Here is a 26,313-nt window from a genome sequence, read left to right as displayed (position 1 = left end):
TATCAAATTACCGCACCTTCCGTAGCGGCGCGATTTATCGCGCAATGAATTGCGCCGCTACACTGTGTGCACGCCATTTATGGCGACCTCATTTGCAAGGAACAACCATGATTACACTACGCGCAATGACGCAGGACGATATTGAACACGGCTACGCCATCACCCAACAGCTCAAGTGGCCGCACCGTCGTGAAGACTGGCAGCAGGCGCTGGCGCTGGGTGAAGGCGTAGTGGCAGAGCAGCAGGGCGAATTTGTCGGCAGCGCCTTTGGCTGGCGCTGGGGCGAGCAGGCGGCAACCATCGGCTTGGTAGTGGTGAATCCTCAGTTCCAGGGCCAGGGTATCGGCAAGCAGCTGATGCTGGCACTGCTGGAGAAATTCCCACAGTACAACATTCGTCTGCACGCTACAGAAATGGGCAAAGGGCTGTATCAGAAGCTCGGTTTTAGCGTCACCGGCCAGATTCAGCAGCATCAAACGCGCGAGCTGGCGGCGGTGCCCGCGGTTAGCATTCCTGCTGGCTTAACGCTGCGTAACGCGCAAGCCACAGACGCCGATCTGCTGATCGAACTTGATCACCAAGCGCACGGCATGTGGCGTCCCGCTCTGATCAACAGCCTGATTAGCGATGTTCAAACCGTGCTGTTGCAGGATGCGCAACAGCGCGTGCACGGTTTTGCCAGCCTGCGCCGCTTCGGTCACGGCTGGGCGATTGGTCCGGTAATCGCTCTCAATAGCGATAGCGCCACAGCGCTGGTCGCGGCACTGATGCAAGGCCTGCGCGGTGAGTTCGTGCGTATCGACACGGACGGCGCGCTGCCGCTGGCGGCCTGGCTGGATACGCTCGGTTTGGTGCAGGTGGATGCACCAACCACCATGGTACGGGGAACGCCATGGTCACCGCAGACCGGTGGCATGCAGGCGTTTGGGTTGATGACCCAGGCGATGGCCTGATGCATATCGTCTATAAATCAGAAGCCACACGCGGCGCGCACTGGCAGCGCTGGCTGGCACAGCATGCGCCAGATATTCAGCTGCATATCTGGCCAGATATCGGTGATGCACAGCAGGTTGAGCTGCTGGTGGCGTGGCAGCCGCCGGAAAACCTGATGCGCACCTTTCCTAACCTCAAAGCGCTGCTCTCGGTGGGCGCAGGTGCAGATCAGTTCGATCTCAGTCAACTGCCGCCGGATTTGCCGGTGGTGCGCATGATCGAACCCGGCCTGACGCAGGGCATGGTTGAATACGTTACCTTTGCGGTGTTAGGTCTGCATCGCGATATGCCGCGCTACTTCCAGCAGCAGCGCGCAGAACAGTGGCAAACCCATCCGATTCGCACCGCCAGCCAGCGCCGCGTCGGTGTGATGGGCCTCGGCGAACTCGGTCAGGCTGCATTAAAACAGCTGGTCGCGCTGGGTTTTGACTGCGCCGGCTGGAGCCGTACACCGCGCGAGATCGCGGGCGTACGCTGCTGGCACGGCAGTGAACAGCTCGGCGATTTCCTTGCCCACAGCGACATTCTGGTGTGCTTGCTGCCGCTCACCGACAGCACGCGGGATTTGCTCAACACGCAGCTGTTTGCGCAGTTACCCGACGGCGCGGCGCTGGTGCAGGTGGGACGCGGTCCGCAGCTAAATGAAGACGATCTTTTGGCGGCGCTGGCGAGCGGCAAACTCAGCGCGGCGGTGATCGATGTGACCGATCCCGAGCCGCTGCCCGCCGGGCATCCTTTCTGGCAGCATCCGGCGATTTGGCTCACGCCGCACATCGCCAGCCAGACGCAAACGGACAGCGCCGTCGCCGCGCTGCTCGACAACCTGCGTCGCTACCAGCGCGGTGAACCGATGGTCGGACTCATCGATCGCCAGCGCGGATACTGATCCAGACGCCGAATTTCCCTGCTGAAACGCCTGGGATTTTGACAGGAAATGCCGCTGCCCGCGCGATTACGGCAGCGTGACAAACCAACCGATTGCGATACTTGAGCCAACCGAACGTTACGTGAAAGAGGGTTTTTAGAATGCAGAATGTCATGGCGGAGCAGCAAACCTATACCGATAACAGCCTGTTACTGGACGCGCGTGAGCAGCATGTGCCGCGTGGCGTGGTCACCGCGCATCCGCTGGTGATTGAGCGGGCAAAGGGCAGCGAAGTGTGGGACGTGGAGGGCAATCGCTATCTGGATTTTGTAGGCGGCATCGGCGTATTAAATGTAGGCCACAACCATCCGGCGGTGGTCAACGCGGTGACCAAACAGCTGGGTTTGGTATCGCACGCCTGTTTCCAGGTGGTGGCGTACCCCGGCTATATCGAGCTGGCCAAGCGTCTCAATGCGCTGGTGGGGGGCGGTGAAGCGTTTAAAAGCGTGTTCTTCACCAGCGGGGCGGAAGCGGTAGAAAATGCCGTCAAAATTGCCCGCGCCCACACCAAACGCAGCGGCATTATTGCTTTCGACGGCGCCTTCCACGGCCGTACGCTGCTTGGTACCACGCTGACCGGCATGTCGGCACCCTATAAGCAGAACTTCGGTCCGTTCCCGTCCGATATTTACCGTTTGCCGTTCCCAAATGCGTTCCACAGCGTGAGCGATGACGACTGTCTGCAGGCGCTGGATCAGCTGTTTGCGGTGCAGATTGCGCCAGAGCGCGTGGCAGCAATCATTATCGAACCGGTGCAGGGCGATGGCGGTTTCCTACAGGCCGGCGCCAACTTTATGCAGGCGCTGCGCCGCATAACCGAGAAGCATGGCATCGTGCTGATTCTCGACGAGGTGCAAACCGGCTTTGGTCGTACCGGCAAGATGTTTGCTTTTCAGCATCTCGGCATCACGCCGGATCTGGTGACGGTGGCGAAAAGTATTGGCGGCGGTTTACCGATTTCGGGCGTGGTGGGCAAAGCGGCGATCATGGATGCGCCACAGCCTGGCGGATTGGGCGGCACGTACGGCGGCAACGCGCTGGCCTGTGCGGCGGCGCTGGCGGTACTGGATCTGCTGGAGAATGACAATCTGCTGGCACGTTCGAATCAGCTCGGTGAACAGCTTAATGCGCGCCTGCAGCAGCTGGCGGAAAAATATGCCTGCATCGGTGATGTGCGCGGCATTGGTTTTATGCAGGCGGTGGAGATCATCGACTTCGAAACCAAGCGTCCGGACGCTGCCATGACGCAGAAAATCCTCGACTGCGCCTGCCAGGAGGGTTTACTGCTGATTAAGTGCGGCATTCACCGCAATACCGTGCGGTTCCTTGCGCCGCTGGTGACCACCGATTCGCAGCTGGAAGAGGCATTGCATATTTTTGATATCGCGCTGGCACGCGCCAGTGGACGACTGGGTTAGTCCGGCTTCCTCATTGAAATTGCAGCAGTAATTTGAAAACCTCCCGCTGGTATAACCAGTTAACGAGATAGCACATTTACCTTAAAGCGTGTTATATCTTCGGGAGGGTAAACCTAAATGGTTGGCAATGAGGGGTGCTATGAACGGCTTAATGAAACTCGACCGCATCGACATCAATATTCTGGTACAGCTCCAGAAAGATGGCCGTATTAGCAACGTTAATCTCGCCGACGCCGTCGGGCTTTCACCCAGTCCGTGCCTGCAACGGGTCAAGCGTCTGGAGCAGGCTGGGTTTATCAACGGTTATGAAGCCCACATCAATCTGACCAAAATCACCGATTCCGTGACGGTTTTCACTGAAGTCACGCTTTCCGGCCATCGCCGCGAAGATTTTATGAAATTCGAAAACGCGGTGCGCGAGGTGGATGAGTTGATGGAGTGCCACCTGATCACCGGCGGTTACGACTATTTGCTGCGCTTTATTACCCGCAGCATTGAACACTACCAGGAAGTGATTGAGAAGATGCTTGATGCGCAGATCGGCATCGATAAGTACTTCAGTTATATCGTGATTAAGTCACCGATTATGAAAAGTAGCGTGCCGCTAAGATCGCTGATTTCGAAACAGAATTCCGTGGAGTTTGGCGTTTAATGTTTTAACCAGGTCGCCATAAATGGCGACCCTACGATCTTGTAGGCTGCGCATTTATGCGCACCGGGACGAATAACATTCCTTCTTTTCCCCCACAGCATAAAATTTCTTACGCGCCCTAAATTCCCTTTATCTTGCTGGTTCAAACTGCCGCTTCAGCGGCGTACGCTGGCTACTCGCCTTTACACTCAATCTAACCGCTTACAAGGAGTTGCCATGACCGCCTTCACTATTGCCGACCAGCTATGGCAGCGCGATGACTTCACCATATCCACCGAGCGCCAACGCCTCGATATGGCGTGGATCCACACGCAGCTCACGGAAAAATCGTACTGGGCCAAAGATCAGACGCGCGCTAAAACCGAGCGCGCCTTTGCCGGTTCGCTGCCGTTTGGTGTCTATCACCTGCAGCAGCCGATTGGCTTTGCGCGGCTGGTCACCGATTACACCCGTTTCGGCTGGCTGTGCGATGTGATGATAGATGAAAACTGGCGCGGTCACGGCCTGGGCAGCTGGCTGGCGAGCTGCGTACGGGCGCATCCGGAACTGGCGACGGTTCACCGCTGGATGCTGTCGACCAATGATGCCCATCAGCTGTATCAACGCCTCGGCTGGCGCGTGGTGCAGGATCCACAAAAACTGATGGAATTTCCTCCCTTCTGATAACGGAGCTTTGACATGGGTTACCGCGTTGGCGTCGATATTGGCGGATCGTTCACCGATTTCGCCGTGCTGGATGAACAAACCAATCAGCTCCACACCTTGAAAGTGCTGTCGCGACCGGATCAACCCGGCAGCGAAATCCTCACTGGATTAACCCAGCTGCAGCAGCGCGACGCTATCGACCCGCAACAGATTAATCACTTTACCCACGGCACTACCGTGGGCATCAATGCGGTAATCCAGCGGCGCGGCGTGCGGCTGGCGCTGTTCGCCACCGACGGTTTTTGCGATGTGCTGGAGCTGGCGCGCCTGAAAATCCCCCATATTCACGATCTGTTTTCACGTCGACCGGCCCCCTTAATTTCGCGTGACCGGGTGTTTGCCATCAAAGAGCGCACCGATCGCCTCGGCAACATAGTGCATGAGGTGGATCGGCAAAGCGTGCTGGAGGCGATTGCCGCCGCGCGCGCCGCAGGTTGTCAGGGCATTGTGGTGGCGCTGCTGCACAGCTACCGCAATCGTCACAATGAAGCGGCGGTGAAAGCCATTATTGATCAGCATGCGCCCGAGCTGCTGACCTCCTGTTCCGCCGATATCTGGCCCATCATCCGCGAATATGAACGCACCATCACCGCCACCATTAACGCCTATGTGCAGCCGATGGTGATCAACTACCTCGAGTCATTTGAGCGTGCCTTGCAAACCATGGGCGTAACACCCCCGCCGCGTATCACCAAATCCAACGGCGGGGTGATGGGCGTGGAGCAGGCGAAGCGTGAGTGCGTGCAGATGGTGCTGTCCGGCACCGCATCTGGCGTGATCGGTGCCAGCTTCCTCGCCACGGCCTGCGGTTTTGACAAAATTCTGAGCCTTGATATTGGCGGCACCAGCGCGGATGTGGCGGTGATCGTTAATGGACAGGTCGCGCAGGGCAACGGGGAAATCATCGGCGATTTCCCGATTTATATTCCGTCCGTGGCGGTGACCTCGGTGGGTCAGGGCGGCGGTTCCCTGGCGTGGATCGATAATCAGGGCGTGCTGCAGATGGGGCCGGACAGCGCCGGTTCGCTGCCGGGGCCGGTATGCTTTCAGCGCGGCGGCACCCAGCCAACCGCCACCGATGCCTTTGCCGCCTGCGGCATGATCGGTCACGGTGCGCTCGGCTATAACGCGGTGAGCGTCGATGTCGCCGCCGCGCGCGCCGCCTGGCAGCCGCTGGCCGCTGCGCTCGGCATCAGCGTGGAAGAGACCGCTGAAACTGCCATCGAGCTGGCAATTTCCAGCATGTATGGCGACACCAGCGGCTTGCTGTCGCGCTTTGGTCTCGATCCGCGAGAGTTCTGGTTCCTCGCGTTTGGCGGCGCCGGCCCGATGATGGGCTGCTTCCTCGCACGCGAATTGAACATGAAAGGCGTCATTGTGCCGCCGACGCCGGGCGTATTGTCCGCGCTTGGCGGAGTAGTCGCCGATATCCGCAACGACTTTATTCGCACGCTGTATAGCGATCTCGATGCCGCGCTGGCCGATCGTTTGGCCAGCGAAGCCCAGGCACTCAGCCAGCGCGCACGTGCCTGGCTGAGCGAGCAGCACGGCGCCAGCATGCCGTTCACGCTGCACTACAGCGCGGATATGCGCTATCGCGGCCAGTCGTTCGAAATTGAAGTGGCGCTGGAGCCAGCATGGCTGGCGCAGACCAATGTTGCGGCACTGCACGATGCCTTTGATCGCCAGCATCAGCAGCTGTTTGGTCATTGTGATGCCCGCGCGGCGGTGCAAATCATCAATCTACGTCTGGTGATCGCGTCTCCCACAGCCAAACCGACGCTGATGCCGCTGGCGGCAGCAGAGGCGCCGGTGGTTGTGGCGCAGCAGGTTAGCGCGTGGATCGACGGTGCGACGCATCAGGTTGATGTGGTGCTACGCGCCACGCTGCGCGCCGGACACCAGCTTAGCGGTCCGGTGATTATCGCGCAGGATGACTGCACCACCTGCGTGCCACCGCATATGCAGGTGGATGTGGACAGTTTTGGCAACCTGCTGATCACGCCTGTGGAGGCGCACTAACATGGCAATTGACGGACGTAACCTGCAAATTCTGGCTAACTACTGCGCGGCCGCCGCCGATGCCATGGCCTTTACCTTGATGCGCACCGCGCACTCAACCTTTGTCAAAGAGACCGAAGATTTCTCCTGCCAGATCGTCAGCCGCGATGGCCTGGCGTTTGCCTCACCGCGCAGCTTCGGCGCGCCCTGGTACAGCGGCATCGATTACGCTCCGGTATTGGCGTTGATCGACCGTTATGATGAGGGAGATATCTGCATCACCAACGACGCCTACGCCGGTAACGTGGCGACGCACTCGCCGGATATTCATATCTGGAAGCCGGTATTTCACGGCGGCGAGATTGTCTGCTTTGTGGTGGGACACATCCACAACACCGACGTCGGCGGCGCGGTGCCGGCCTCGTTATCACGCTCGCTCACCGATATTGTGCAGGAGGGCATTCGTATTCCGCCGCTGAAAATCGTGCGCAATGGCGAACTGAATGAGGAAGTAGCGCGCATTATGCGCCTTAACGTGCGCGCGCCGGAGCAAAACTGGGGCGACTTCAAAGCGCAAATTGCGTCGGTTAACGTTGGCGAGCGCAAGATCCACGACATCATTGCGCGCTTTGGCGTGGTGGATTTTCTGCAGGGCATTGCCGGCATTCTCGATTACGCTGAAGCGCAGGCGCGCAGCATTATCGCCACGATTCCCGATGGTGAATACTTCTATGCCGATTTCGCCGATGAAGATGGCGAGGGCGGCTTCCCGTGCCGCGTGGCGATTACCTTGCGCGTGACGGGTGAAACGCTGGAGCTGGATTACACCGGCAGCGATCCGCAGCTCGCTTCGTCACTGAATATGCCGACCGGCGGGCGCGAGCGGCATCCGCTGGCGCTGGTTGGCGTCACTTACGTGCTTTCGACGCTGAACAGTAAGCTGTTGCTCAACGCCGGCACGCTGCGCCCAACGCGCGCCATATTACCGCCGGGCACGGTAATGAATTGCGAAGCGCCGGCGGCGGTGGGGATGCGCTCGCTGACCTGTGCGCTATCGCAAATCGCTACGCTCGGCGTGTTCTCGCAGGCGATTCCCGATCGCTTACCGGCTAACTCGCCGGGCGGCAACTCGATCATGAACATTCGCACCACCGACAGCGCCAACCGCAGCGTAGTGGCCTCGCTGGGCCCGGTCGGCGGCGGTGCGGGTGGCACGCCGCGTCACGATGGGCCGGACGGTTCGGGCGGTTTGTCAGCCTTCCTGAAAAACACTCCGATTGAGATCAACGAAGCCGAAGTGCCGATCCATTTCCATCGCTACGGCTTAGCCGCCGATAGCGCGGGGGCCGGACGCTATCGCGGTGGCTTAGCCACAGAAATGGCGTTTGAAATCTCTGCCCCCAACAGCACGGTGACGGCGCGTAACCGTAATCGTTCGGTGTTCGCCTCGGCGGGGGTGCTGGGTGGAGCGTCTGGTGGCCTGTCGCACTTCCGCACGCTGCGCAATGGGGTGGCCATTGAGCACGGCAACACCGATGTAATCCACTGCCAACCGGGCGATATCGTCGAGGTGCGCGGTCCAGGCGCCGGCGGTTACGGCTTGCCGGTGGAGCGCGAAGTGCAGCAGGTATTACAGGATGTGCGCTGCGGTTTTGTCTCTGAGCAGGCGGCGCGTGACAGTTATGGCGTGGCGCTACGCGACGGGGAGATCGACCACCACGCCACGGCCCGGCTGCGGGCAGAGATGCGTGGCAGCGCAGCTCAACATTTCGATCACGGCGCAGCGCGCACGGCATTTGAAGCGGTGTGGACGCCGGAGCGCTATCGTTTGCTCACGGCATTTCTGGCGGCGGCACCGGTCAGCTGGCGGCACTTCCTCAAACAGCAAGTGTTTACGGCGGTGGCCGCGCAAAGCGCATCGCTGCCGCTGGATGAACAGATGCACGCTATTTTTGACCAGCTCAGGCAGCGCTATCCGGCGATGCTGAACTAGTCGCACGCAACGCTAATCGCCCTGAAACGACTTTGCCATAGTTATTCTCTTTGCCCGATGAGCTTTCATCGGGCGCCTTCGCTTACAAGGGGACATCACTATGGCTTCAGCAACGACTCCGGTGTGGTTCATTTCAGGCTGTTCAACCGGTTTTGGTCGCGAACTGGCACAGCAAGCCATCGCGCGCGGTTTTCACACCGTGGTGACCGCGCGTGATGCGGCGAAAGTGCAGGATCTGGTGACGGGCCACGATAATGCCATCGCGCTGGCGTTGGACGTCACCGATCAGGCCAGCATCGAACAAGCTGTCACCGCGGCTATCGATAAGTTCGGCGGCGTGGATGTGCTGGTGAATAACGCCGGTTACGGTTATCAAAGTTCAGTGGAAGAGGGCGAAGAGAAAGAGATTCGCGCCCAGTTTGATGCCAACGTATTCGGCCTGTTTGCGCTGACCCGCGCGGTGCTACCCGCCATGCGCAAGGCGCGCAGCGGTCACATTATTAACATCACCTCCGTGGCCGGATTTATCGGCTTTGCCAGCTCGGGTTATTACTCCGCGAGCAAACACGCGGTGGAAGGCTGGTCTGATTCACTGGCGTTAGAAACGGCACCGCTCGGCATCCACGTGACCTGCGTTGAACCCGGTCCGTTCCGTACCGATTGGGCCGGTCGTTCGCTGCATCAAACCCCGAGCAAGCTGCCGGAATACGCCGAAACCGCGGCGGCACGCATGAAATCCACGTCTGAATACAGCGGCACCCAAGCGGGCGATCCGGCGCGTGCAGCCTCCGCGATGATCGCCATCACCGAACACGCCAATCCCCCACGCCATTTAGTGATGGGCGCATGGGGTTATGATGCGGTGACCGAAAAATTAAAAGAGCGCCTGACGCAGATCGAAGCGTGGAAACAGACCTCGATTGATACGGATTTTCCGTCGTAAGTTAAAGTTCAGGTCGCCATTCATGGCGTAATGCTCGTCAGTTAAGCAGCGCACTGGCTCCGCGGGGGTTCCGCCCGCTAAGTATATGGCAGTTTCAGAATGTGTGAAGCCGGCGGCCGGGCTAAGGTCCGAAGGCGCGGACCTTAGCAATCCGCGCCTGCGCCGTCCTCGCTGTTCCCTCGCTTATCGCTCCGGCCTGACGGACCGCGCGGATTCGCCATCCCTGGCTCATGCCGCGCTTTCGCCGACGTCGTGTCGGCTCATCCTGGCCGTCACTCTGCGCTCGGCGCTGCGGATAGCGCCCAACACCATCGCCTGCCATTACCGCATCTGATTTGAAATTTTGCAGGCTGAAGATTTTGGGTCATGTGGTCGCCATGAATGGCGACCCGACAGGCGCTACAGCGATGATGATTCAGGAATAGGCATTGATGCTGCAGCGCGGGTGTTGAGGCGACATCCCAGCCCGCTGAGCGAGTGAGGGATTCCAGGGCGAGCCGCAGGGATGCGGCGAGAGGCGGCGCTGAGCAGGAGCGAATCGCCGCCGGTCCGTCAGGAATCGTGAGGGAGTGAAGGTACCGCGAAGCGGCGGGATGGGCTGGCGCAGGGCCGGGGAGTGAAGAGGGCGTGGCCCAGACGCCCTCTTCTCGGTCGCCGCACGGCGTAGATGAAACTGCCTCAGCCGATGGCGAACGAAAGTCGCTCAGCGCTTAACTGATCGGCATTACGCTATTTATGGCGACCTGGTATTCTGGCGTTTACACCATCTTCTCAATCTCTTCGAATGGCACCGCGTGACTAAACAAATACCCCTGCAGCTGATTGCAGCCGGCATCGGCCAGCGCATTTTTCTGACTTTCGGTTTCCACACCCTCGGCGGTAACGGTTAAGCCCATCGCGTGCCCCAGCCGCACCACCGATTCGACAATCGCGGTGGAGTTCTGCGCCACTCCCAGCGACTGTGTAAACGAACGGTCGATTTTGATTTTATCCACCGGGAAGCTGCTGAGGTAATTGAGGCTGGAATAGCCGGTGCCAAAATCATCCAACGCAATGCGGAAACCGGCGTCACGCAGTGCGATGATACTGTTGCGCGCCTCGTGTTCATCCTCAATCAGCACGCCCTCGGTGATTTCTAATTCCATGCGTTTCGGATCGGCGCCTTCTTCCTGCACAATGTTGATGATGCGCTCGACAAAATTAGTGGCGCGGAACTGCACCGGTGAAACATTGACCGCCACCACGATCTCGGGCAGCTTGAGCGCGGTTTTGCAGGCCTGGCGCAGCACCCATTCGCCGAGCGGAATGATCATTCCGGTCTCTTCGGCGATGGCGATGAAATCACCTGGCGAGACATCACCGCGCACCGCATGGTGCCAACGCAGCAGCGCTTCGAGACCGACCACCTGCTGGCCGCTGATATCCATTAACGGCTGATACCACACCGCCAGCCCCTCGAATTTCACCAGTGCCTGGCGCAAATCCGCCGCCATCTGCTGCCGAGTTCGCAGCGACTCATCCATCACTTTCTCAAACTGGCGATACTGGCCGCGCCCGTGATTCTTGGCATCGTACAGGGCAATATCCGCTTTGCGCATCAACTCCAGCCGATCGATGCCATCCTTCGGCGCCAGCGCTAAGCCGATGCTGACGCCTACCCACAGCTCGCTGCCCACCAGTTGATACGGCTCGCTCAGGCGGGTGATGATGCGATTCGCCAGCGATTGCACCTGGCCAATATTCTCGACATCCGGCATCACAATAATGAATTCGTCACCACCGATACGCCCGACGGTGTCGCTGGCGCGCACGATATCGTTAAGCCGGCGCGCCACTTCGATGATCAGTTCATCACCGGCATGATGACCATAGGTATCGTTGATGTTCTTGAAGCGATCGAGATCCAGCAGCAGCAGCGCCACACGCTGATCGTGGCGTCCGGCCACTGCCAGCGCCTGGGTTAAGCGATCTTCCACCAGTGAGCGATTTGGTAAGCCGGTCAGCACATCATGAAAAGCCAGGTGCTGCGCCTGCGCTTCGCTGGCACCCAGTTTCAGCAGCGACTGTGACAGCTTGAGTGACGAGGTCCAGATGCGTCGCACCATCACCAGACACAGCAGGGTAATCAAAATAACGGATAACAAGGTGGAAGGGCCGATGGTGCGCAGCATCTGCGCGCCGGGTTTGTCCGGCTGCCAGCTGAGATAGCCGACGGGATCGCCCTGCTGTGAATTGAGCAGGTAACGCGCTTTGGTTTTTTCCGCCGGTTCGCTATCGCTAAAGTGCAACTGGCGCAGCTGGCTGCGATCGGCAAGGTTACGCAGGTAGCCATCATCAAGGAACTTAATGCTCACCAGACGATAGCGTCCCGCCTGTTTGGTGCTGCTGATATCGCCCACCGCCAGCGCGGCGGCGCGTTGACCAATGCGCACGAAATCGGCGTGATCGGTCGGGCCGGCCACCACATCACTGTTTTGCACCAGCGGGCTAGTGAGCATGTCTTGTAAATAGGGGCCGATGCGTTTATCCGGCACCGGCTGGCCGTTGCGCCACACGTTAATCAACTGATTGTCACGGTCCAGCAGCACCACCAGCTGGTGATCAAACATGTCATACAGCCAGCCGCCGACATTTTGCGTCAGCCAGGTTTGATCGGGATGCGACGACGCCAGCTGATCGGCCAGCGGCGACCAGCGCGTCAGGCTGCGCAGCTGGCGCAGATGCTCCGTCAGGCTCTGGGTAAATGAAGCCTCAATCATGCGCTGCTGCTGATCGCGCGCCTCATTGTTGGTTAACGACGTGCCCCAGAACAGACCCACGCCCGCGCCGGCAAAGGTCAGCAGTAAAATCGCCATCAGCGGCAAAATAACTTCGCGAACAAAGGTGCGGCGAAAACCATCCGATAGTTTCAACGCATTAATCATTTTAAGCTTCGCCCAGGAAGTTGAATTCATCTTTTAACTTAGCAGAACATCCGCAAGCTGTACTCGCTAAGGCCAGTGAAAGCGTGATGTAAATAAGCGTTAAATTTTTGAACACTGTCACAAACAGAACAGTTAAAAATAATTTATTAAAACCGCTGCCGTTTCGCTGCGTTTCTGCTGCCGTAAAGCAAATTCATCTTTGCGTCATTGAGCCGTCACGGCGCTGTCATCTGCCGCCCGCAATGTAATCGCCATCCCGCAGCGAGCTTCGCTGCCATCCTCAACCAGATGAGGTATTGAGCGTGATGGAGATATCCAGACATCCGACCACTGTGTACCAGGCCGTTGCCGCCCAGCTCGAGCAGGCGCTGCAGGAGCGCTATCGCTGCGGCGACTATCTGCCTTCCGAACAGCAACTGGCCGATCACTACGAAGTGAACCGTCACACCTTGCGGCGTGCGGTCGACGAACTGGTGAATAAAGGGCTGCTGCAACGGCGTCACGGCGTGGGCATTTTGGTGCTGATGCGTCCCTACGATTACCCGCTGCATGCGCAGGCGCGCTTTAGCCAGAATCTGATGGAGCAGGGCAGTCATCCCACCAGTGAACGCCTGCTGGCGGTGGTGCGCCCGGCCAGCAGCGACGTGGCCAGCGCGCTGGGCATCAATGAAGGCGACAACGTTATCCATCTGCGCACGCTGCGTCGCGTCAACGGCGTCGCGGTGTGCGTGATCAACCATTTCCTCGCCGATCTTCGCTGGTGGCCCGCGCTGCAGCAGTTTCACAGCGGTTCGTTGCACGACTTTATGCAGCAGCAGCTCGGCCTGCAGCTGACGCGCAGCCAAACGCGCATCAGCACCCGCCGCGCGCAGGCCAAAGAGTGCAAGCAGCTGGAGATTGCGCTGCAGTCGCCGCTGCTGTGCGTGCGCACCCTGAACAAGCACAGCGACGGCCAGGTAGCGGAATACTCCGTCAGCCTGACGCGTGGCGACATGATTGAACTGACTCTGGAGCACCAATGAAACAACAAACCGCCCGCCAGCACTGGCTTTCGGTGCTGGCACACAGTGAAGCCAGCCAGCTTGAGGCGCACTGGCAACCGCTGCGTTTGAGCCCGGATTTTGAACGCGTGCGCCCGGCAGAAACCGGTTTAACCCGCCTGCAGGCGCGCATGGGCGGCAGCGGCAAGCGCTTCGTGATGGGCGATGCCACGGTGACGCGCGCGGTGGTTAAACTGCACGACGGCACGCTCGGCTTTAGCTATGTGCTGGGGCGCGATAAACCCCACGCCGAGCGCTGCGCCGTGATTGATGCGCTGCTGCAACAGCCGGAAACCCAGGCGCTGTTACAGGAAAAACTGATTGCCCCGCTGGCAGCACTGCGTGAAGAGCAGCGTCAGCTGCGTGCGCGTGAGATCGCCAGCTCCAAAGTGGATTTCTTTACGCTGGTTCGCGGAGATAACTAATGACTTTACTGGCTAGTTTTAACCATCCGGTTGCGGATGCACAACGCGCCTTCCGCCGCATCCTCAAAGCGATGAGCGAGCCGGGCGTGATGGTATCGCTGCCGCTGCAGCAGGGCTGGGGCGATCTGTCGCCGGCGGCCACGTCGGTGCTGCTGACGCTGGTCGATCAGGAGAGCGCACTGTGGCTCGATGGTCGTATCGATAACGAGGTGGTACGCAGCAATCTGCGTTTTCATACCGGCGTACCCATTGTTGATGAGCGCGATGCGCCGTTTGCGCTGACGCACGCTGCGGCCAATCCCGATCCGGCGCTGTTCGCCTCTGGCGACAATATGTCACCGGAAAAGAGCACCACGCTGATTGTCGAATTGCCGTCATTAAGCGGCGGCTTAACCCTGCGCCTTTCTGGCCCTGGTTTACGCGAGTCGCGCGCTATTGCGCCGCAGCTGCCGGAAGCGATTCTGCACTACCTGCGCGAGCGTCCGCATCCCTTCCCGCAGGGCGTGGATCTGATTTTCACCTGCGGTGAAGCGATGATGGCGCTGCCACGCACCACCGACGTGGAGGTGTGCTGATGTACGTTGCGGTTAAAGGGGGCGAGAAGGCAATTGCCAGCGCCCATGAGCTGCAGGCCGATTTGCGGCGTGGCGACCGCGCACTGGCGGAAGTGCAGTGCGATCAGGTGGCACAACAGCTCGGATTAGCGGTCGATCGCGTGATGACCGAAGGCGGCATCTACGATCCGCAGCTGGCGGCCCTGGCAATCAAACAGGCAAGCGGCGATTTAGTCGAAGCGATCTTCCTGCTGCGCGCCTACCGCACCACGCTGCCGCGCCTTGCCGACAGCCTGGCGCTGGCAACCGATGAGATGCGCCTTGAGCGCCGTATCTCCGCCGTCTACAAAGATCTGCCCGGCGGCCAGGTGCTCGGCCCAACCTATGATTACAGCCATCGTCTGCTCGATTTTACCCTGCTGGCCAATGGCGAAACGCCCGCCGCGCCGCGTGACGATCAGGCGCTGCCGCAACGTTGTCCGCACGTGTTCAGCATGATGACCCACGAAGGGTTGGCGGCACGCGAAGAGGATGACGGCAGCGAACCGTGCGACATCACCCGCGAGCCGCCCGGTTATCCGGCGACGCGCGCGGCGCGTCTGCAACAGCTGGTGCGCGGCGACGAAGGCTTCTTGCTGGCACTCGGCTACTCGACGCAGCGCGGCTACGGCCGTAACCATCCGTTCGCCGGCGAAATTCGCACCGGCTATCTCAGCGTCTCGATCTGCCCGGAAGAGCTGGGGTTTGACATCGAGATTGGCGAAATCCTGCTGACCGAATGCGAAATGGTCAATGGCTTCACCACCGAAACCCGCAGCGCGCCGCACTTCACGCGCGGTTACGGCCTGGTGTTTGGTCGCTCCGAGCGCAAAGCGATGGCGATGGCGCTGGTGGATCGTGCGCTGCAGGCACCGGAGTATAACGAACGCATTGCCGGTCCGGCGCAGGACGAAGAGTTTGTGCTGTCGCATGCCGACAACGTCGAAGCGGCGGGCTTCGTCTCGCACCTGAAACTGCCGCACTACGTCGATTTCCAGGCGGAGCTTGAGCTGCTGAAACGGCTGCGCCAACAGCATCAGGAGCAGAACCATGAGTGAGTTAACCGGCTACAACAACGGTTATCTGGATGAGCAGACCAAACGCACCATCCGCCGCGCAATATTAAAAGCGGTAGCGATTCCCGGTTATCAGGTGCCGTTTGCCGGACGCGAAATGCCGATGCCGTATGGCTGGGGCACCGGCGGCATTCAGATCACCGCCAGCATTATTGGTGACGCCGATGTGCTGAAGGTGATCGATCAGGGCGCCGATGACACCACCAACGCGGTATCGATTCGGCGCTTCTTCCAGCGCGTCAGCGGCGCGGCCACCACTGAACGCACGATTGATGCCACGCTGATCCAGACGCGTCACCGCATTCCCGAAACGCCGCTGGAGGAGGATCAGATCCTGATTTTCCAGGTGCCAATCCCGGAACCGCTGCGCTTTATCGAGCCGCGCGAGACCGAAACCCGCACCATGCATGCGCTGGAGGAGTACGGCATCATGCAGGTGAAACTGTATGAAGATATCGCCCGTTATGGCCATATCGCGACGACGTATGCCTATCCGGTGAAGGTCAACGATCGCTACGTGATGGATCCGTCGCCAATCCCTAAATTCGACAACCCGAAGATGCACATGATGCCAGCGCTACAGCTGTTTGGTGCCGGACGTGAAAAACGCATCTATGCGCTGCCGCCGTTCACCAAAGTGGAGAGCCTCGACTTCGACGATCACCCGTTCAGCGTGCAGCAGTGGGATGAACCCTGCGCGCTATGCGGTTCGCGCCACAGCTACCTTGACGAGGTGGTGATGGATGACGCCGGTACGCGCATGTTTGTCTGCTCCGATACCGATTTTTGCCACCAGCAGCAGGAACAACAGCATGCACAGTGAACAGCCGCTGCTTGCGGTCAACAATCTCACCCACCTTTATGCGCCAGGCAAAGGCTTTGAAGAGGTGAGTTTTGAACTCTATCCCGGCGAAGTGTTAGGCATTGTCGGGGAATCCGGTTCGGGCAAAACCACGCTGCTGCGCAGCCTGTCGGCGCGGTTAGCGCCGCAGCAGGGCAACATTCTCTATCGCGCGCAGGATCTCTATCAGCTGAGCGAGAGCGATCGTCGCCGCCTGCTGCGCACCGAATGGGGCGTGGTGCATCAGCATCCGCTGGATGGTTTGCGTCCGCAGGTGACGGCGGGTGGCAACATCGGCGAGCGCTTGATGGCGGTGGGCAATCGCCATTATGGCGATATCCGTCAAGAGGCGATGCGCTGGCTGCAGGATGTCGAAATCCCCGCCAACCGTATCGACGATCTGCCCACCACCTTCTCCGGCGGCATGCAGCAGCGTTTACAGATTGCGCGCAACCTGGTGACGCAGCCGACGCTGGTGTTTATGGATGAGCCGACCGGCGGTCTGGATGTATCGGTGCAGGCGCGCCTGCTGGATCTGCTGCGTACGCTGGTGCGTGAGCTGAATCTGGCGGTGGTGATTGTCACCCATGATCTCGGCGTGGCGCGTTTGCTGGCGCATCGCCTGCTGGTGATGAAGCAGGGTCGCGTGGTGGAGAGCGGGTTGACCGATCGGGTGCTGGACGATCCGCATCATCCGTATACCCAGTTATTGGTTTCGTCGGTGCTGAGTTAATCGCGCGATGAAGGCGAGCACATTCCGTAGCGGCGCAATTTATTGCGCATACGCAGGCACGGTGTCGCAACTACGCGCGATGAATCGCGCCGCTACGATGCTGTGCAGGCAATGAATGAATTCATCAGGACATCAACATGCAACCTTTATTGCGCGTAGAGCAACTCAGCAAAACTTTTGTGCTGCACAACCAGAGCAGCGCCGCGCTGCCGGTGCTGCAGAATGCCAATCTTGAAGTCAGCGGCGGCGAATGCGTGGTGCTGCATGGCCGCTCAGGCAGCGGAAAATCGACGCTGCTGCGCGCGCTGTACGGCAATTATCAGGCCAACAGCGGCCATATCTGGCTGCAACATCAGGGTGAATGGATCGACATGGCCAGTGCGCCCGCGCGGCAGATTCTGGCGATTCGCTGCCATACCGTTGGCTGGGTCAGCCAGTTTCTGCGCGTTATTCCGCGCGTGCCGACGCTGGAAATCGTCATGCAGCCGCTGCTGGAGCGCGGTACCGCACGCGCCTTCTGCGAAAAGCGCGCCAAAGAGCTGCTAACGCGCCTCAACGTGCCGGAGCGTTTATGGTCGCTAGCGCCGTCGACCTTTTCCGGCGGTGAGCAGCAGCGCGTCAATATCGCGCGCGGATTTATCGCCGACTATCCAGTACTGCTGCTGGATGAGCCGACCGCCTCGCTGGATAGCGCCAACAGCGCCGCGGTGGTGGAACTGATTGAGCAGGCGCGCGCCCGTGGTGCCGCTATTGTCGGTATTTTCCATGACGAAGCGGTGCGCGAGCGCGTCGCCGATCGCCTGCACGTCATGCAGCCAGTCAACACAGGAGCAGAAGCATGATTATTAATAACGTCCGGCTGGTGCTGGAGCAGGAAGTGGTGGCCGGATCGCTGGAGATCCGCGATGGACGCATTGCCAGCTTCAGCGACAGCGTTAGTCAGCTGCCGGGTGCACTGGATGGCGAAAACGCCTTCCTGCTGCCGGGTTTGGTGGAGCTGCATACCGATAACCTCGATAAATTCTTCACGCCACGCCCGAAAGTCGATTGGCCGGTGCACTCGGCGATGAGCAGCCATGATGCGCTGATGGTCTCCAGCGGCATTACCACGGTGCTGGATGCGATTGGCGTCGGCGACGTGCGTGATGGCGGCCATCGTCTGGATAATCTGACGAAAATGATCGACGCGATTCAGGACAGCAATCGCAAAGGGATTAACCGCGCCGATCACCATTTGCATCTGCGCTGCGAGCTGCCGCACAACACCACGCTGCCGCTGTTTGAAGCGCTGATGAATACGCCGGAGCTGTCGCTGGTGTCGCTGATGGATCACTCGCCGGGCCAGCGCCAGTACGCCTCGCTGGAGATGTATCGCACCTATTATCAGGGCAAATATCAGCTCAGCGACGAGCAGATGGATCAGTTTGAGCGCGAACAGCTGGCGCTGGCCGCTGAGTTCTCGACGCCGAACCGCAATGCCATCTCCAGTTTGTGCCGTTCGCGCGGCATTCCGCTGGCCAGCCACGATGATGCCACGGCGGCACACGTCGCCGAATCGCATGATGTCGGCAGCGCCATCGCCGAATTCCCCACCACGCTGGAAGCGGCGCGCGCCTCACGGGAATGTGGCATGCAGGTGCTGATGGGGGCGCCTAACATCGTGCGCGGCGGATCGCACTCCGGCAACGTGGCGGCGGCGCAACTCGCCAGCCACGGCCTGCTGGATATTCTCTCCTCCGATTATTATCCCGCCAGTCTGCTCGACGCGGTGTTCCGTTTGGTCGCTGATGAACGCAATACGCTGACGCTGCCGCAGGCGGCGGCGCTGGTGACGCGTAATCCGGCACAGGCCATTGGCCTGCACGATCGCGGTCGCATCGCCGAAGGGCTGCGTGCCGATTTGGTGCTGGCGCATACCGATCACGGACATTCGCATATTCGTCACGTCTGGTCGCAAGGCAAGTTGGTGTTCTGATGGCGCGCCTCATCTGGCTGACCGGGCCTTCGGGCGCGGGCAAAGACAGTCTGCTGAATGCGTTGCGTGAGGCGCCGCCGGATAACCTGCTGATCGCCCATCGCTACATTACGCGCGCGGCCGATGCCGGCGGCGAGAACCATGTGGCGTTGAGCGAGCTGGAGTTCCGGCGGCGTGAAGCGCTCGGTCTGTTTGCCGTCAGCTGGCAGGCGCATGGCCTGCACTATGCGCTGGGTAAGGAGATCGATCTGTGGCTGGCGCAGGGACTTAACGTGCTGGTCAACGGTTCGCGTCTGCATCTGCCGCGGGTGCAGCAGCATTACGGTGCCCAGCTGTTGCCGCTGGTGTTGCAGGTGTCGCCAACGGTGCTGGAACAGCGGCTGCGCCAACGTGGGCGCGAGTCGGAAGCGGAAATCGAGAAGAGGCTAGCGCGCGCGGCCGAACCCTTGCCGGCGCACTGCTATGCGTTGAACAACGATGGTGCGCTGAGCGATACGCTCGAGCAGCTGCGACATTTGCTAGGTGCGCGATAAATCGCGCCGCTACGGATACGTGCGTTTTGTATGTCTCGTTCTCACCATTCGCACCATCCGTAGCGGCGCAATTTATTGCGCAATGCCCGGATGGGTGCGGTGCCGATCACCACGCTTTGCCGTGAAAACGCGCTGTCACCGTTTAATCATTTTACTGTCATCAAGCTTTCATGCGATTTGCCCGTAATAGCGGGCAATCAACCGCTCAGAAGAGATGGAGTGCACCATGGCACAAGCATTACTGAAAACCGTCGTCGACAATCCTTTTCCGCCCCTCACCGGGCAGGGCAACAAGGTGCTGTCGGTGCAGGGATTGTGCAAAGCGTACGGCGCCAACCTGGTGCTGGATAATGTGAGCTTCGATCTGCATGCGGGCGAGCTGGTGGCGGTGATTGGCCGCTCAGGCGCAGGCAAATCGACGCTGCTGCATATGCTCAACGGCACTATCAGCGCCTCACAGGGCGCGATTCTTAGCAATCGCCAGGGCGAAGTGGATCGCGATGTGGTGACGCTGAATAGCCGCCAGATGCGTGAATGGCGCAGCGAATGCGGCATGATCTTCCAGGATTTCTGTCTGGTGCCGCGCCTCGATGTGCTGACCAACGTGCTGCTGGGGCGTTTAAGCCAGACCTCAACGCTCAAATCGTTCTTCAAAGTGTTTTCCGAAACTGACCGCGCCCGCGCCATCGAGCTGTTGCAGTGGATGAACATGCTGCCGCAGGCGCTGCAGCGCGCGGAAAACCTCTCTGGCGGCCAGATGCAGCGCGTGGCGATTTGCCGGGCGCTGATGCAGAACCCGCGCATTCTGCTGGCGGATGAGCCGGTGGCGTCACTCGATCCGAAAAATACCAAACGCATCATGGACGTGCTGCGCCAGGTGAGCGAGCAGGGCATCAGCGTGATGGTCAACCTGCACTCAATCGAACTGGTGAAAAGCTACTGCACCCGCGTTATCGGCATTCAGCGCGGCAGAGTGCTGTTTGATGGACATCCTTCCCAGTTGACCGACGGCCTGATGCATGAGCTGTACGGCGACGAAATTAACCAGCTCCACTAACTTCCACGGCAAGAGAACAACCACCAATGAAACTGACCTCTTTAGCTTTACTGACTATTGCGATGGCTTTTGGCGTTAACGCAGCGGAAGCACCAAAAGAACTGAATCTCGGCATTCTTGGCGGCCAGAACGCCACGCAGCAGATTGGCGATAACCAATGCGTGAAAGATTTCTTCGATAAAGAATTGCAGGTCGATACCAAACTGCGCAACTCGTCTGACTACTCCGGCGTGATTCAGGGCCTGCTGGGCAACAAAATCGATCTGGTACTGAGTATGTCGCCAGCCTCTTACGCTTCGGTTTATCTGCAGAACCCAAAAGCGGTAGATGTAGTCGGCATTGTGGTGGATGACAAAGACGGTTCCCAGGGCTATCACTCGGTGGTGATCGTTAAAGCGGACAGCCCGTACAAAAAGCTGGAAGACCTGAAGGGCAAATCATTCGGCATGGCCGATCCGGATTCAACCTCCGGCTTCCTGATGCCAAACCAGGCATTTAAGAAAGCGTTCGGCGGCTCGGTTGATGACAAGTACAACAACACCTTCTCCAGCGTGACCTTCTCGGGCGGCCACGAGCAGGACATCCTCGGCGTGCTGAACGGTCAGTTTGACGGCGCGGTGACCTGGACGTCGCTGATTGGCGACCGCGAAAGCGGTTATACCTCCGGCGCCTTTGGTCGTTTGATTCGTATGGATCATCCGGATCTGATGAAGCAAATCCGCATTATCTGGCAGTCACCGCTGATCCCGAACGGCCCGATTCTGGTGAGCAACAACTTGCCCGCTGACTTCAAAGCGAAAGTGGTGGCAACCATCAAGAAACTGGATAAAGAAGATCACGGCTGCTTTGTTAAAGCGGTGGGCGGTGCCCAGCACATCGGCCCGGCAACCGTGGCGGATTATCAGAATATTATCGATATGAAGCGTGATTTGATGAAAGGGTCGCGCGGGTAATTTATTGGGTGCTCGCTGCTGCAGGGATAGTGCTGGCTGTCCCCCTCCTCGGTCCTCCCCCGCGAGCGGGGGAGGAAGATGCTGCCATATGTTGCTTATGCAGCTGCATGTGGCAACGTCTCCTTCCCCCACAAGTGGGGGAAGGCCGGGATGGGGGACAGCCAGCACGAACCAGCCAGCACACCACCCCAACCAACAGGAATCTCCCTCTTGACCGATTTCGAACACTACTACCAACGCATCCGCCGCCAGCAAAAACGCGACTCGCTGCTGTGGTCGCTGCTGTTGCTGGCGCTTTATTTGGCCGCGGGCAAGATGGCTGAATTCAATCTGCTCACCATCTGGCAATCGCTGCCACACTTCTTTGACTACATCGGTGAAACACTGCCGGTGCTGCACCTGTCGTTGCTGTTCGCTGATGGCAAAACCGAAGGTTCGCTGGCCTATTGGGGCTATCGTCTGCACTTCCAGCTGCCGCTGATCTGGGAAACCTTGCAGCTGGCGCTGTCGTCGACCATCGTGGCGGTCGGCGTTGCTGGTGTGCTGGCGTTTTTCGCCGCCGATAACACCCAAACGCCGCGCAGCCTGCGCATGGCGATCCGCGCGTTCGTCGCCTTCCTGCGTACCATGCCCGAACTGGCGTGGGCGGTAATGTTTGTGATGGCGTTCGGCATTGGCGCCATTCCCGGCTTCCTCGCACTGGCGCTTCACACCGTCGGCAGCCTGACCAAACTGTTCTACGAAGCGATTGAGAGCGCCTCGGATAAACCGGTGCGCGGCCTGGCCGCCTGCGGTGCCAGCAAACTGCAGCGCATGCGCTTCGCCTTCTGGCCGCAGGTCAAACCAACGTTTCTCTCCTACAGCTTTATGCGTCTGGAAATTAACTTCCGCTCTTCGACTATTCTCGGCTTAGTCGGCGCGGGCGGCATCGGCCAGGAGCTGATGACCAATATCAAACTCGATCGCTACGATCAGGTCAGCATCACGCTGTTGCTGATTATTGTGGTGGTGTCGCTGCTGGATACGCTGTCCGGCTGGCTGCGTCGCCGCGTGGTAGAAGGAGACGTGCCATGATTGCCTTAGCGCCGGATGTCGCCAAACTCAAACAGGAGCATGCTGCGCTGTTTGCTGCCCAGCATCGCTATCTGCGTCGCGTGGCGCTGGTGGCGTTGGCCATCGCGCTTTACTACCTGTTCTTTTTTGAATTTTTTGGCATTGAGTGGAGCCGCTTTCTCATCGGCTGCCAGCAGCTTAGCCGTTATTTCCTGCGCATGTTTGTCTGGCAGGATTTCCTCAACTGGCCGTTTGGCTACTACTTCACTCAGGTGGGGATTACGCTGGCGATTGTGTTTTCCGGCACGCTAACCGCTTCACTTATCGCGCTGCCGGTTTCGTTCCTTGCGGCGCGCAACGTGATGCACGATCCGCTAACGCGACCGATTTCACTGGTGGTGCGCCGCGTGCTCGATGTGCTGCGCGGCATTGATATGGCGATTTGGGGGCTGATCTTCGTGCGCGCCGTGGGGATGGGGCCGCTGGCGGGGGTATTGGCGATTGTGATGCAGGACGTGGGCCTGCTCGGCAAACTGTATGCCGAAGGGCACGAAGCGGTGGAGCGCTCACCGAGCCGCGGCCTGAGCGCGGTGGGCGCTAACAGCCTGCAGAAACACCGTTACGGCATTTTCACGCAATCATTCCCGACCTTCCTCGCACTCAGTCTGTATCAGATTGAGTCCAACACCCGTTCGGCGGCGGTGCTCGGCTTTGTCGGCGCCGGGGGCGTTGGCCTGGTGTATGCCGAGAACATGCGCCTGTGGAACTGGGATGTGGTGATGTTTCTGACCCTTATCCTGGTGGCAGTGGTGATGATGATGGATGTCATCTCCAGCAAGCTGCGTAAACGCTACATCACGGGGAAAGGGGTGCCGCTGTGGCAGCCTGCCGCGCGCGATTAAGCCGTTCACTGCGCTGCCAGGCGCGCTCTAGCGCCTGCACCAGCTGCGCCTGCTGCCAGGGTTTCGCCAGCCGCTCACACAGCGGCAGCGTCACCGGAGTCTGGCGCAGATCCTGGCCGCTGATTAACACGGTAGCCAGCTGCGGCCACTGCGCCTGCGCCTGACGAATTACATCCGCGCCGTTAATCCCGCCCGGCAGCATCAAATCACTGATCAGCAGTTCGATATCCGGCGTCTGACGCAGCAGCGCCAGGGCGCTTTCGCCATCGCCACACTCCAGCGTCAGATAACCGAGCTGATGCAGATGCTCGCACAGCGTTTGCCGCACCGTCGGCTCGTCATCCAGCACCAGCACCAGCCGGTCGTTGCTGCGCTGCGGCACTAACGGCGGCGGCACGCTGAGCGGCTGCGCCGCTTCGGGTGCACGTGGCAGCAGCAGGCGCACGGTGGTGCCCTGGCCGGGCGCGGTTTCCAGCTCGATTTGTCCGCCGGACTGGCGCACAAAACCATAGACCATCGATAAGCCCAAACCGCTGCCGCTGCCGATGGCTTTGGTGGTGAAGAACGGCTCGAATACCTGCTCGCGCACCTCGGCCGACATGCCGCAGCCGTGGTCGATCACTTCAATGGTGACGCGATCGCGCTTGCCGTCGGCCTCCTGTTTGCGTTGATTCCAGATGCGCAGACGGATTTCCCCGCTCTGTTGCGCCATGGCATCACGCGCATTCACCACCAGATTGATCAACGCGTTCTCCAGCTGGCCGGCATCAATCCACGCTGGCCAGCCGGGGCGCTGCGCATCGATCACCAGCTGCTGACCGGGCAGCAGCGCGTGCTGCAACAGCGAATGCAGATTATCCACCAGCTCCACCACCGCAACCGCGCGCGGGTAGAGCGCCTGTTTGCGCGAGAAGGCCAGCAATCGCTGGGTGAGCTGCGCCGCGCGGTCGGCGGCCTGACGGGCGCGTTCGATGCGGCTTGCGAGCGTGCCGGGCGGCAGCTGATCGACGGTTAGCGCCAGGCTGCCAATAATCACCGCCAGCAGGTTATTGAAGTCATGCGCCAGTCCGCCGGTTAGCTGGCCAACGGCTTTCATCTTCTGGCTGTGCAGCAGCGCCTCTTCCAGTGCCTTACGCGTGGTGCGCTCCAGCACGGTATTCACCATGCCACGACGCGGCACCGGGCTGAAACGCAGCTCCAGCGTGCGCCCATCATCCAGGCGGACTTCCTGTGCATCCGCCAGCCCGTTGAGCTGGATATTGACGCGGGTTAGCAGCTGCTGATAGTGCAAGCCGCGATGCAGTTCACGCGGCGCGATGCCCAGCAGCTCGGCATATTGTGCATTCCACACCACCAGCTGGCCGCTGTTATCAAACAAGGCAAAACCATCGCGCATGGCGAGGAAAGTGGATTCCAGCTGGTTACTTTTCTCTTTCAGCAGGCGCGAGGTGTGCGCCAGCGAGGCGGTGTTGCGGGCAAACACGTTGAAGGCGCGCGCCAGATCGCCCAGTTCATCGCGGCGCGCCAGGCCCGGCACGTTGACGCTCTTTTCGCCCTGCGCCAGCCGCGTCATGGCGTGGGCGATGGCGGTCAGGCTCGAACCGAGATTACGGTAGATGTAGTAACCGGCGTAGCCGGTGATCAGCAATGCCAGCAGCATAAACAGGCCGATAAAACCGATGATTGAATCCAGCTCTTCGTGCGTGACCGCGCTGCGTGCGTCGCTCTGCTGCGCCACCAGCTGCACATAATGCGTGATGTCGTCGTTGAGCATCGCCACCAGTGCTTTAATGCGGTAGGTGGCGTAGGCGATGGCGATATCACTCTGCTCCAGCTGCTGCGCCACCGGCAAGAGGTCGCTGCTGGTGGCGATCAACCGCTGAACCTGAATATTGAGCACGCCGCTCAGCGTTAACGCTCGCCACTGGCGCAGCACCGATTGCAACTGCTGCACCGCCGCCTGCGGTGCCGAAGATTGAATCGCTACGCTTAATAAGCTGTGCGTTTGCTGGCGCAGCGCGTCAGAAGGGGAATAGGCTTGCGTGAGCAGATCAATTCGGTTCAGCAGCAGCTGCGATTGCCACAGGCCACTCAGCATTACGTTGCGCTGCAAGTGGCGTTGATGACCTGCGCGCAGGAGCTGATTAATGCTCTGTTCCAGCATCTGGCTGCGTTCACGAATGTGCGTCAGCTGTTGCGGCTGCTGCGCGGCGAGCGGCGCGTGAGCCAGCAGCGTCAGCGACTGCTGTAACGCGAGTTGAGTTTGCTGCAGGCGCGCCGATTCGCTCTGATACTCCAGCGCACCGACCACCTGCGACAGGCGCACGGCAGCGATCGCCACGTTGGCGGTATCGCGTGCCAGCGCCAGGCTGCCGTTCATATCGGCCAGGGTTTGCGCCTGCGCCTGTTCCTGAATGTGACCTGCGTGGCGAAATCCAAAAATTGCCACCAGGCTCACCGCCAGCGTCACCGACATTACCAGCAGATTAAACAGCAGCAGGCGACTTCGCGCGCCAGCGTGCCAGTGCAGACCGTGACTCATTTTCGCCACCTTTTACCGCGTAACTCCCGGCGAGTA

The 26,313-nt window shown here is 59.8% G+C and carries 23 protein-coding genes; 21 read left to right on the top strand and 2 right to left on the bottom strand.

Annotated elements, in window-relative coordinates; translation table 11 throughout:
* Positions 1–107 precede the first annotated feature (107 nt).
* From WH298_RS02035 to WH298_RS02000, 8 genes are all read left to right on the top strand, one after another.
* Positions 108–953, top strand: coding sequence for a GNAT family N-acetyltransferase (locus WH298_RS02035; protein WP_180822077.1), 846 nt, complete (start codon positions 108–110; stop codon positions 951–953).
* Positions 953–1,879 (top strand): 2-hydroxyacid dehydrogenase, encoded by a 927-nt coding sequence (locus WH298_RS02030; RefSeq protein WP_180822076.1) that lies wholly within the window; start codon positions 953–955, stop codon positions 1,877–1,879. The genes WH298_RS02035 and WH298_RS02030 overlap by 1 nt, the downstream gene beginning before the upstream one ends.
* A 140-nt stretch (positions 1,880–2,019) precedes the next feature.
* A complete protein-coding gene (gabT, locus tag WH298_RS02025) occupies positions 2,020–3,336 on the top strand; it encodes a 4-aminobutyrate--2-oxoglutarate transaminase (RefSeq protein WP_180822075.1) in 1,317 nt (438 codons plus the stop codon).
* Between the two features lie 139 nt (positions 3,337–3,475).
* A complete protein-coding gene (locus WH298_RS02020; protein WP_007890964.1) occupies positions 3,476–3,988 on the top strand; it encodes an Lrp/AsnC family transcriptional regulator in 513 nt (170 codons plus the stop codon).
* Between the two features lie 216 nt (positions 3,989–4,204).
* On the top strand, positions 4,205–4,651 hold the full coding sequence (locus WH298_RS02015; RefSeq protein WP_180822074.1) for a GNAT family N-acetyltransferase: 447 nt from the start codon (positions 4,205–4,207) through the stop codon (positions 4,649–4,651).
* 15 nt (positions 4,652–4,666) lie between these two features.
* On the top strand, positions 4,667–6,715 hold the full coding sequence (locus WH298_RS02010) for a hydantoinase/oxoprolinase family protein (protein WP_180822073.1): 2,049 nt from the start codon (positions 4,667–4,669) through the stop codon (positions 6,713–6,715).
* A 1-nt stretch (position 6,716) separates the two neighbouring features.
* The gene (locus WH298_RS02005) at positions 6,717–8,687 is read left to right on the top strand and encodes a hydantoinase B/oxoprolinase family protein (protein WP_180822072.1); all 1,971 of its coding nucleotides are present in this window, start codon (positions 6,717–6,719) and stop codon (positions 8,685–8,687) included.
* Between the two features lie 100 nt (positions 8,688–8,787).
* Positions 8,788–9,630, top strand: coding sequence for an oxidoreductase (locus WH298_RS02000; protein ID WP_180822071.1), 843 nt, complete (start codon positions 8,788–8,790; stop codon positions 9,628–9,630).
* A gap of 758 nt (positions 9,631–10,388) precedes the next feature.
* Here the strand turns inward: WH298_RS02000 and WH298_RS01995 are convergent.
* Positions 10,389–12,554, bottom strand: coding sequence for a bifunctional diguanylate cyclase/phosphodiesterase (locus tag WH298_RS01995; RefSeq protein ID WP_007891781.1), 2,166 nt, complete (start codon positions 12,552–12,554; stop codon positions 10,389–10,391).
* A gap of 305 nt (positions 12,555–12,859) precedes the next feature.
* Between WH298_RS01995 and phnF the strand changes: the two genes are divergently transcribed.
* The 13 genes from phnF (at position 12,860) to phnE (WH298_RS01930) (ending at position 23,735) form a co-directional block, all read left to right on the top strand.
* On the top strand, positions 12,860–13,576 hold the full coding sequence (gene phnF / locus WH298_RS01990; protein ID WP_007891780.1) for a phosphonate metabolism transcriptional regulator PhnF: 717 nt from the start codon (positions 12,860–12,862) through the stop codon (positions 13,574–13,576).
* Entirely contained in the window at positions 13,573–14,019 is a 447-nt protein-coding gene (gene phnG, locus WH298_RS01985; RefSeq protein ID WP_007891778.1) for a phosphonate C-P lyase system protein PhnG, read from the top strand. Before phnF ends, phnG begins: the two co-directional genes overlap by 4 nt.
* Positions 14,019–14,594 (top strand): phosphonate C-P lyase system protein PhnH, encoded by a 576-nt coding sequence (gene phnH, locus WH298_RS01980; RefSeq protein ID WP_180822070.1) that lies wholly within the window; start codon positions 14,019–14,021, stop codon positions 14,592–14,594. Before phnG ends, phnH begins: the two co-directional genes overlap by 1 nt.
* Positions 14,594–15,670: a carbon-phosphorus lyase complex subunit gene (locus tag WH298_RS01975; protein WP_180822069.1), complete on the top strand. Its 1,077-nt coding sequence runs from the start codon at positions 14,594–14,596 to the stop codon at positions 15,668–15,670. Before phnH ends, WH298_RS01975 begins: the two co-directional genes overlap by 1 nt.
* Positions 15,663–16,511: an alpha-D-ribose 1-methylphosphonate 5-phosphate C-P-lyase PhnJ gene (locus tag WH298_RS01970; RefSeq protein WP_049852535.1), complete on the top strand. Its 849-nt coding sequence runs from the start codon at positions 15,663–15,665 to the stop codon at positions 16,509–16,511. The genes WH298_RS01975 and WH298_RS01970 overlap by 8 nt, the downstream gene beginning before the upstream one ends.
* Positions 16,501–17,262, top strand: a complete 762-nt coding sequence (phnK, locus tag WH298_RS01965; protein ID WP_007891770.1) for a phosphonate C-P lyase system protein PhnK — start codon at positions 16,501–16,503, stop codon at positions 17,260–17,262. Before WH298_RS01970 ends, phnK begins: the two co-directional genes overlap by 11 nt.
* 137 nt (positions 17,263–17,399) lie before the next feature.
* Positions 17,400–18,104, top strand: coding sequence for a phosphonate C-P lyase system protein PhnL (gene phnL, locus WH298_RS01960; RefSeq protein WP_085982497.1), 705 nt, complete (start codon positions 17,400–17,402; stop codon positions 18,102–18,104).
* Positions 18,101–19,237: an alpha-D-ribose 1-methylphosphonate 5-triphosphate diphosphatase gene (phnM, locus tag WH298_RS01955; RefSeq protein ID WP_180822068.1), complete on the top strand. Its 1,137-nt coding sequence runs from the start codon at positions 18,101–18,103 to the stop codon at positions 19,235–19,237. Before phnL ends, phnM begins: the two co-directional genes overlap by 4 nt.
* Positions 19,237–19,770 (top strand): ribose 1,5-bisphosphokinase, encoded by a 534-nt coding sequence (gene phnN / locus WH298_RS01950; protein WP_180822067.1) that lies wholly within the window; start codon positions 19,237–19,239, stop codon positions 19,768–19,770. The genes phnM and phnN overlap by 1 nt, the downstream gene beginning before the upstream one ends.
* A 226-nt stretch (positions 19,771–19,996) precedes the next feature.
* A complete protein-coding gene (gene phnC, locus WH298_RS01945) occupies positions 19,997–20,827 on the top strand; it encodes a phosphonate ABC transporter ATP-binding protein (RefSeq protein ID WP_180822066.1) in 831 nt (276 codons plus the stop codon).
* Between the two features lie 26 nt (positions 20,828–20,853).
* Positions 20,854–21,780 (top strand): phosphonate ABC transporter substrate-binding protein, encoded by a 927-nt coding sequence (gene phnD, locus WH298_RS01940; protein WP_007891764.1) that lies wholly within the window; start codon positions 20,854–20,856, stop codon positions 21,778–21,780.
* A 210-nt stretch (positions 21,781–21,990) separates the two neighbouring features.
* Positions 21,991–22,854, top strand: coding sequence for a phosphonate ABC transporter, permease protein PhnE (gene phnE / locus WH298_RS01935; RefSeq protein ID WP_180822065.1), 864 nt, complete (start codon positions 21,991–21,993; stop codon positions 22,852–22,854).
* The gene (phnE, locus tag WH298_RS01930) at positions 22,851–23,735 is read left to right on the top strand and encodes a phosphonate ABC transporter, permease protein PhnE (RefSeq protein WP_007891762.1); all 885 of its coding nucleotides are present in this window, start codon (positions 22,851–22,853) and stop codon (positions 23,733–23,735) included. The genes phnE (WH298_RS01935) and phnE (WH298_RS01930) overlap by 4 nt, the downstream gene beginning before the upstream one ends.
* Here phnE (WH298_RS01930) and WH298_RS01925 read toward each other — a convergent pair.
* On the bottom strand, positions 23,689–26,277 hold the full coding sequence (locus WH298_RS01925; RefSeq protein ID WP_180822064.1) for an ATP-binding protein: 2,589 nt from the start codon (positions 26,275–26,277) through the stop codon (positions 23,689–23,691). The two genes, phnE (WH298_RS01930) and WH298_RS01925, sit on opposite strands and share 47 nt — an antisense overlap.
* Positions 26,278–26,313: the final 36 nt, after the last annotated feature.

This window comes from Pantoea nemavictus, from assembly GCF_037479095.1.
GTDB classification, from domain to species: Bacteria; Pseudomonadota; Gammaproteobacteria; order Enterobacterales; family Enterobacteriaceae; genus Pantoea; species Pantoea nemavictus.
Note: the sequence above shows the minus strand (reverse complement) of the source record. Positions and strands in the feature narration are given on the sequence as shown.

Excerpts from the sequence above, each read along its gene's own strand:
- WH298_RS02035 (WP_180822077.1), top strand. The coding sequence starts at position 108 with ATGATTACACTACGCGCAATGACGCAGGACGATATTGAACACGGCTAC.
- WH298_RS02030 (WP_180822076.1), top strand. The coding sequence starts at position 953 with ATGCATATCGTCTATAAATCAGAAGCCACACGCGGCGCGCACTGGCAG.
- gabT (WP_180822075.1), top strand. The coding sequence starts at position 2,020 with ATGCAGAATGTCATGGCGGAGCAGCAAACCTATACCGATAACAGCCTG.
- WH298_RS02020 (WP_007890964.1), top strand. The coding sequence starts at position 3,476 with ATGAACGGCTTAATGAAACTCGACCGCATCGACATCAATATTCTGGTA.
- WH298_RS02015 (WP_180822074.1), top strand. The coding sequence starts at position 4,205 with ATGACCGCCTTCACTATTGCCGACCAGCTATGGCAGCGCGATGACTTC.
- WH298_RS02010 (WP_180822073.1), top strand. The coding sequence starts at position 4,667 with ATGGGTTACCGCGTTGGCGTCGATATTGGCGGATCGTTCACCGATTTC.
- WH298_RS02005 (WP_180822072.1), top strand. The coding sequence starts at position 6,717 with ATGGCAATTGACGGACGTAACCTGCAAATTCTGGCTAACTACTGCGCG.
- WH298_RS02000 (WP_180822071.1), top strand. The coding sequence starts at position 8,788 with ATGGCTTCAGCAACGACTCCGGTGTGGTTCATTTCAGGCTGTTCAACC.
- WH298_RS01995 (WP_007891781.1), bottom strand. The coding sequence starts at position 12,554 with ATGATTAATGCGTTGAAACTATCGGATGGTTTTCGCCGCACCTTTGTT.
- phnF (WP_007891780.1), top strand. The coding sequence starts at position 12,860 with ATGGAGATATCCAGACATCCGACCACTGTGTACCAGGCCGTTGCCGCC.
- phnG (WP_007891778.1), top strand. The coding sequence starts at position 13,573 with ATGAAACAACAAACCGCCCGCCAGCACTGGCTTTCGGTGCTGGCACAC.
- phnH (WP_180822070.1), top strand. The coding sequence starts at position 14,019 with ATGACTTTACTGGCTAGTTTTAACCATCCGGTTGCGGATGCACAACGC.
- WH298_RS01975 (WP_180822069.1), top strand. The coding sequence starts at position 14,594 with ATGTACGTTGCGGTTAAAGGGGGCGAGAAGGCAATTGCCAGCGCCCAT.
- WH298_RS01970 (WP_049852535.1), top strand. The coding sequence starts at position 15,663 with ATGAGTGAGTTAACCGGCTACAACAACGGTTATCTGGATGAGCAGACC.
- phnK (WP_007891770.1), top strand. The coding sequence starts at position 16,501 with ATGCACAGTGAACAGCCGCTGCTTGCGGTCAACAATCTCACCCACCTT.
- phnL (WP_085982497.1), top strand. The coding sequence starts at position 17,400 with ATGCAACCTTTATTGCGCGTAGAGCAACTCAGCAAAACTTTTGTGCTG.
- phnM (WP_180822068.1), top strand. The coding sequence starts at position 18,101 with ATGATTATTAATAACGTCCGGCTGGTGCTGGAGCAGGAAGTGGTGGCC.
- phnN (WP_180822067.1), top strand. The coding sequence starts at position 19,237 with ATGGCGCGCCTCATCTGGCTGACCGGGCCTTCGGGCGCGGGCAAAGAC.
- phnC (WP_180822066.1), top strand. The coding sequence starts at position 19,997 with ATGGCACAAGCATTACTGAAAACCGTCGTCGACAATCCTTTTCCGCCC.
- phnD (WP_007891764.1), top strand. The coding sequence starts at position 20,854 with ATGAAACTGACCTCTTTAGCTTTACTGACTATTGCGATGGCTTTTGGC.
- phnE (WP_007891762.1), top strand. The coding sequence starts at position 22,851 with ATGATTGCCTTAGCGCCGGATGTCGCCAAACTCAAACAGGAGCATGCT.
- WH298_RS01925 (WP_180822064.1), bottom strand. The coding sequence starts at position 26,277 with ATGAGTCACGGTCTGCACTGGCACGCTGGCGCGCGAAGTCGCCTGCTG.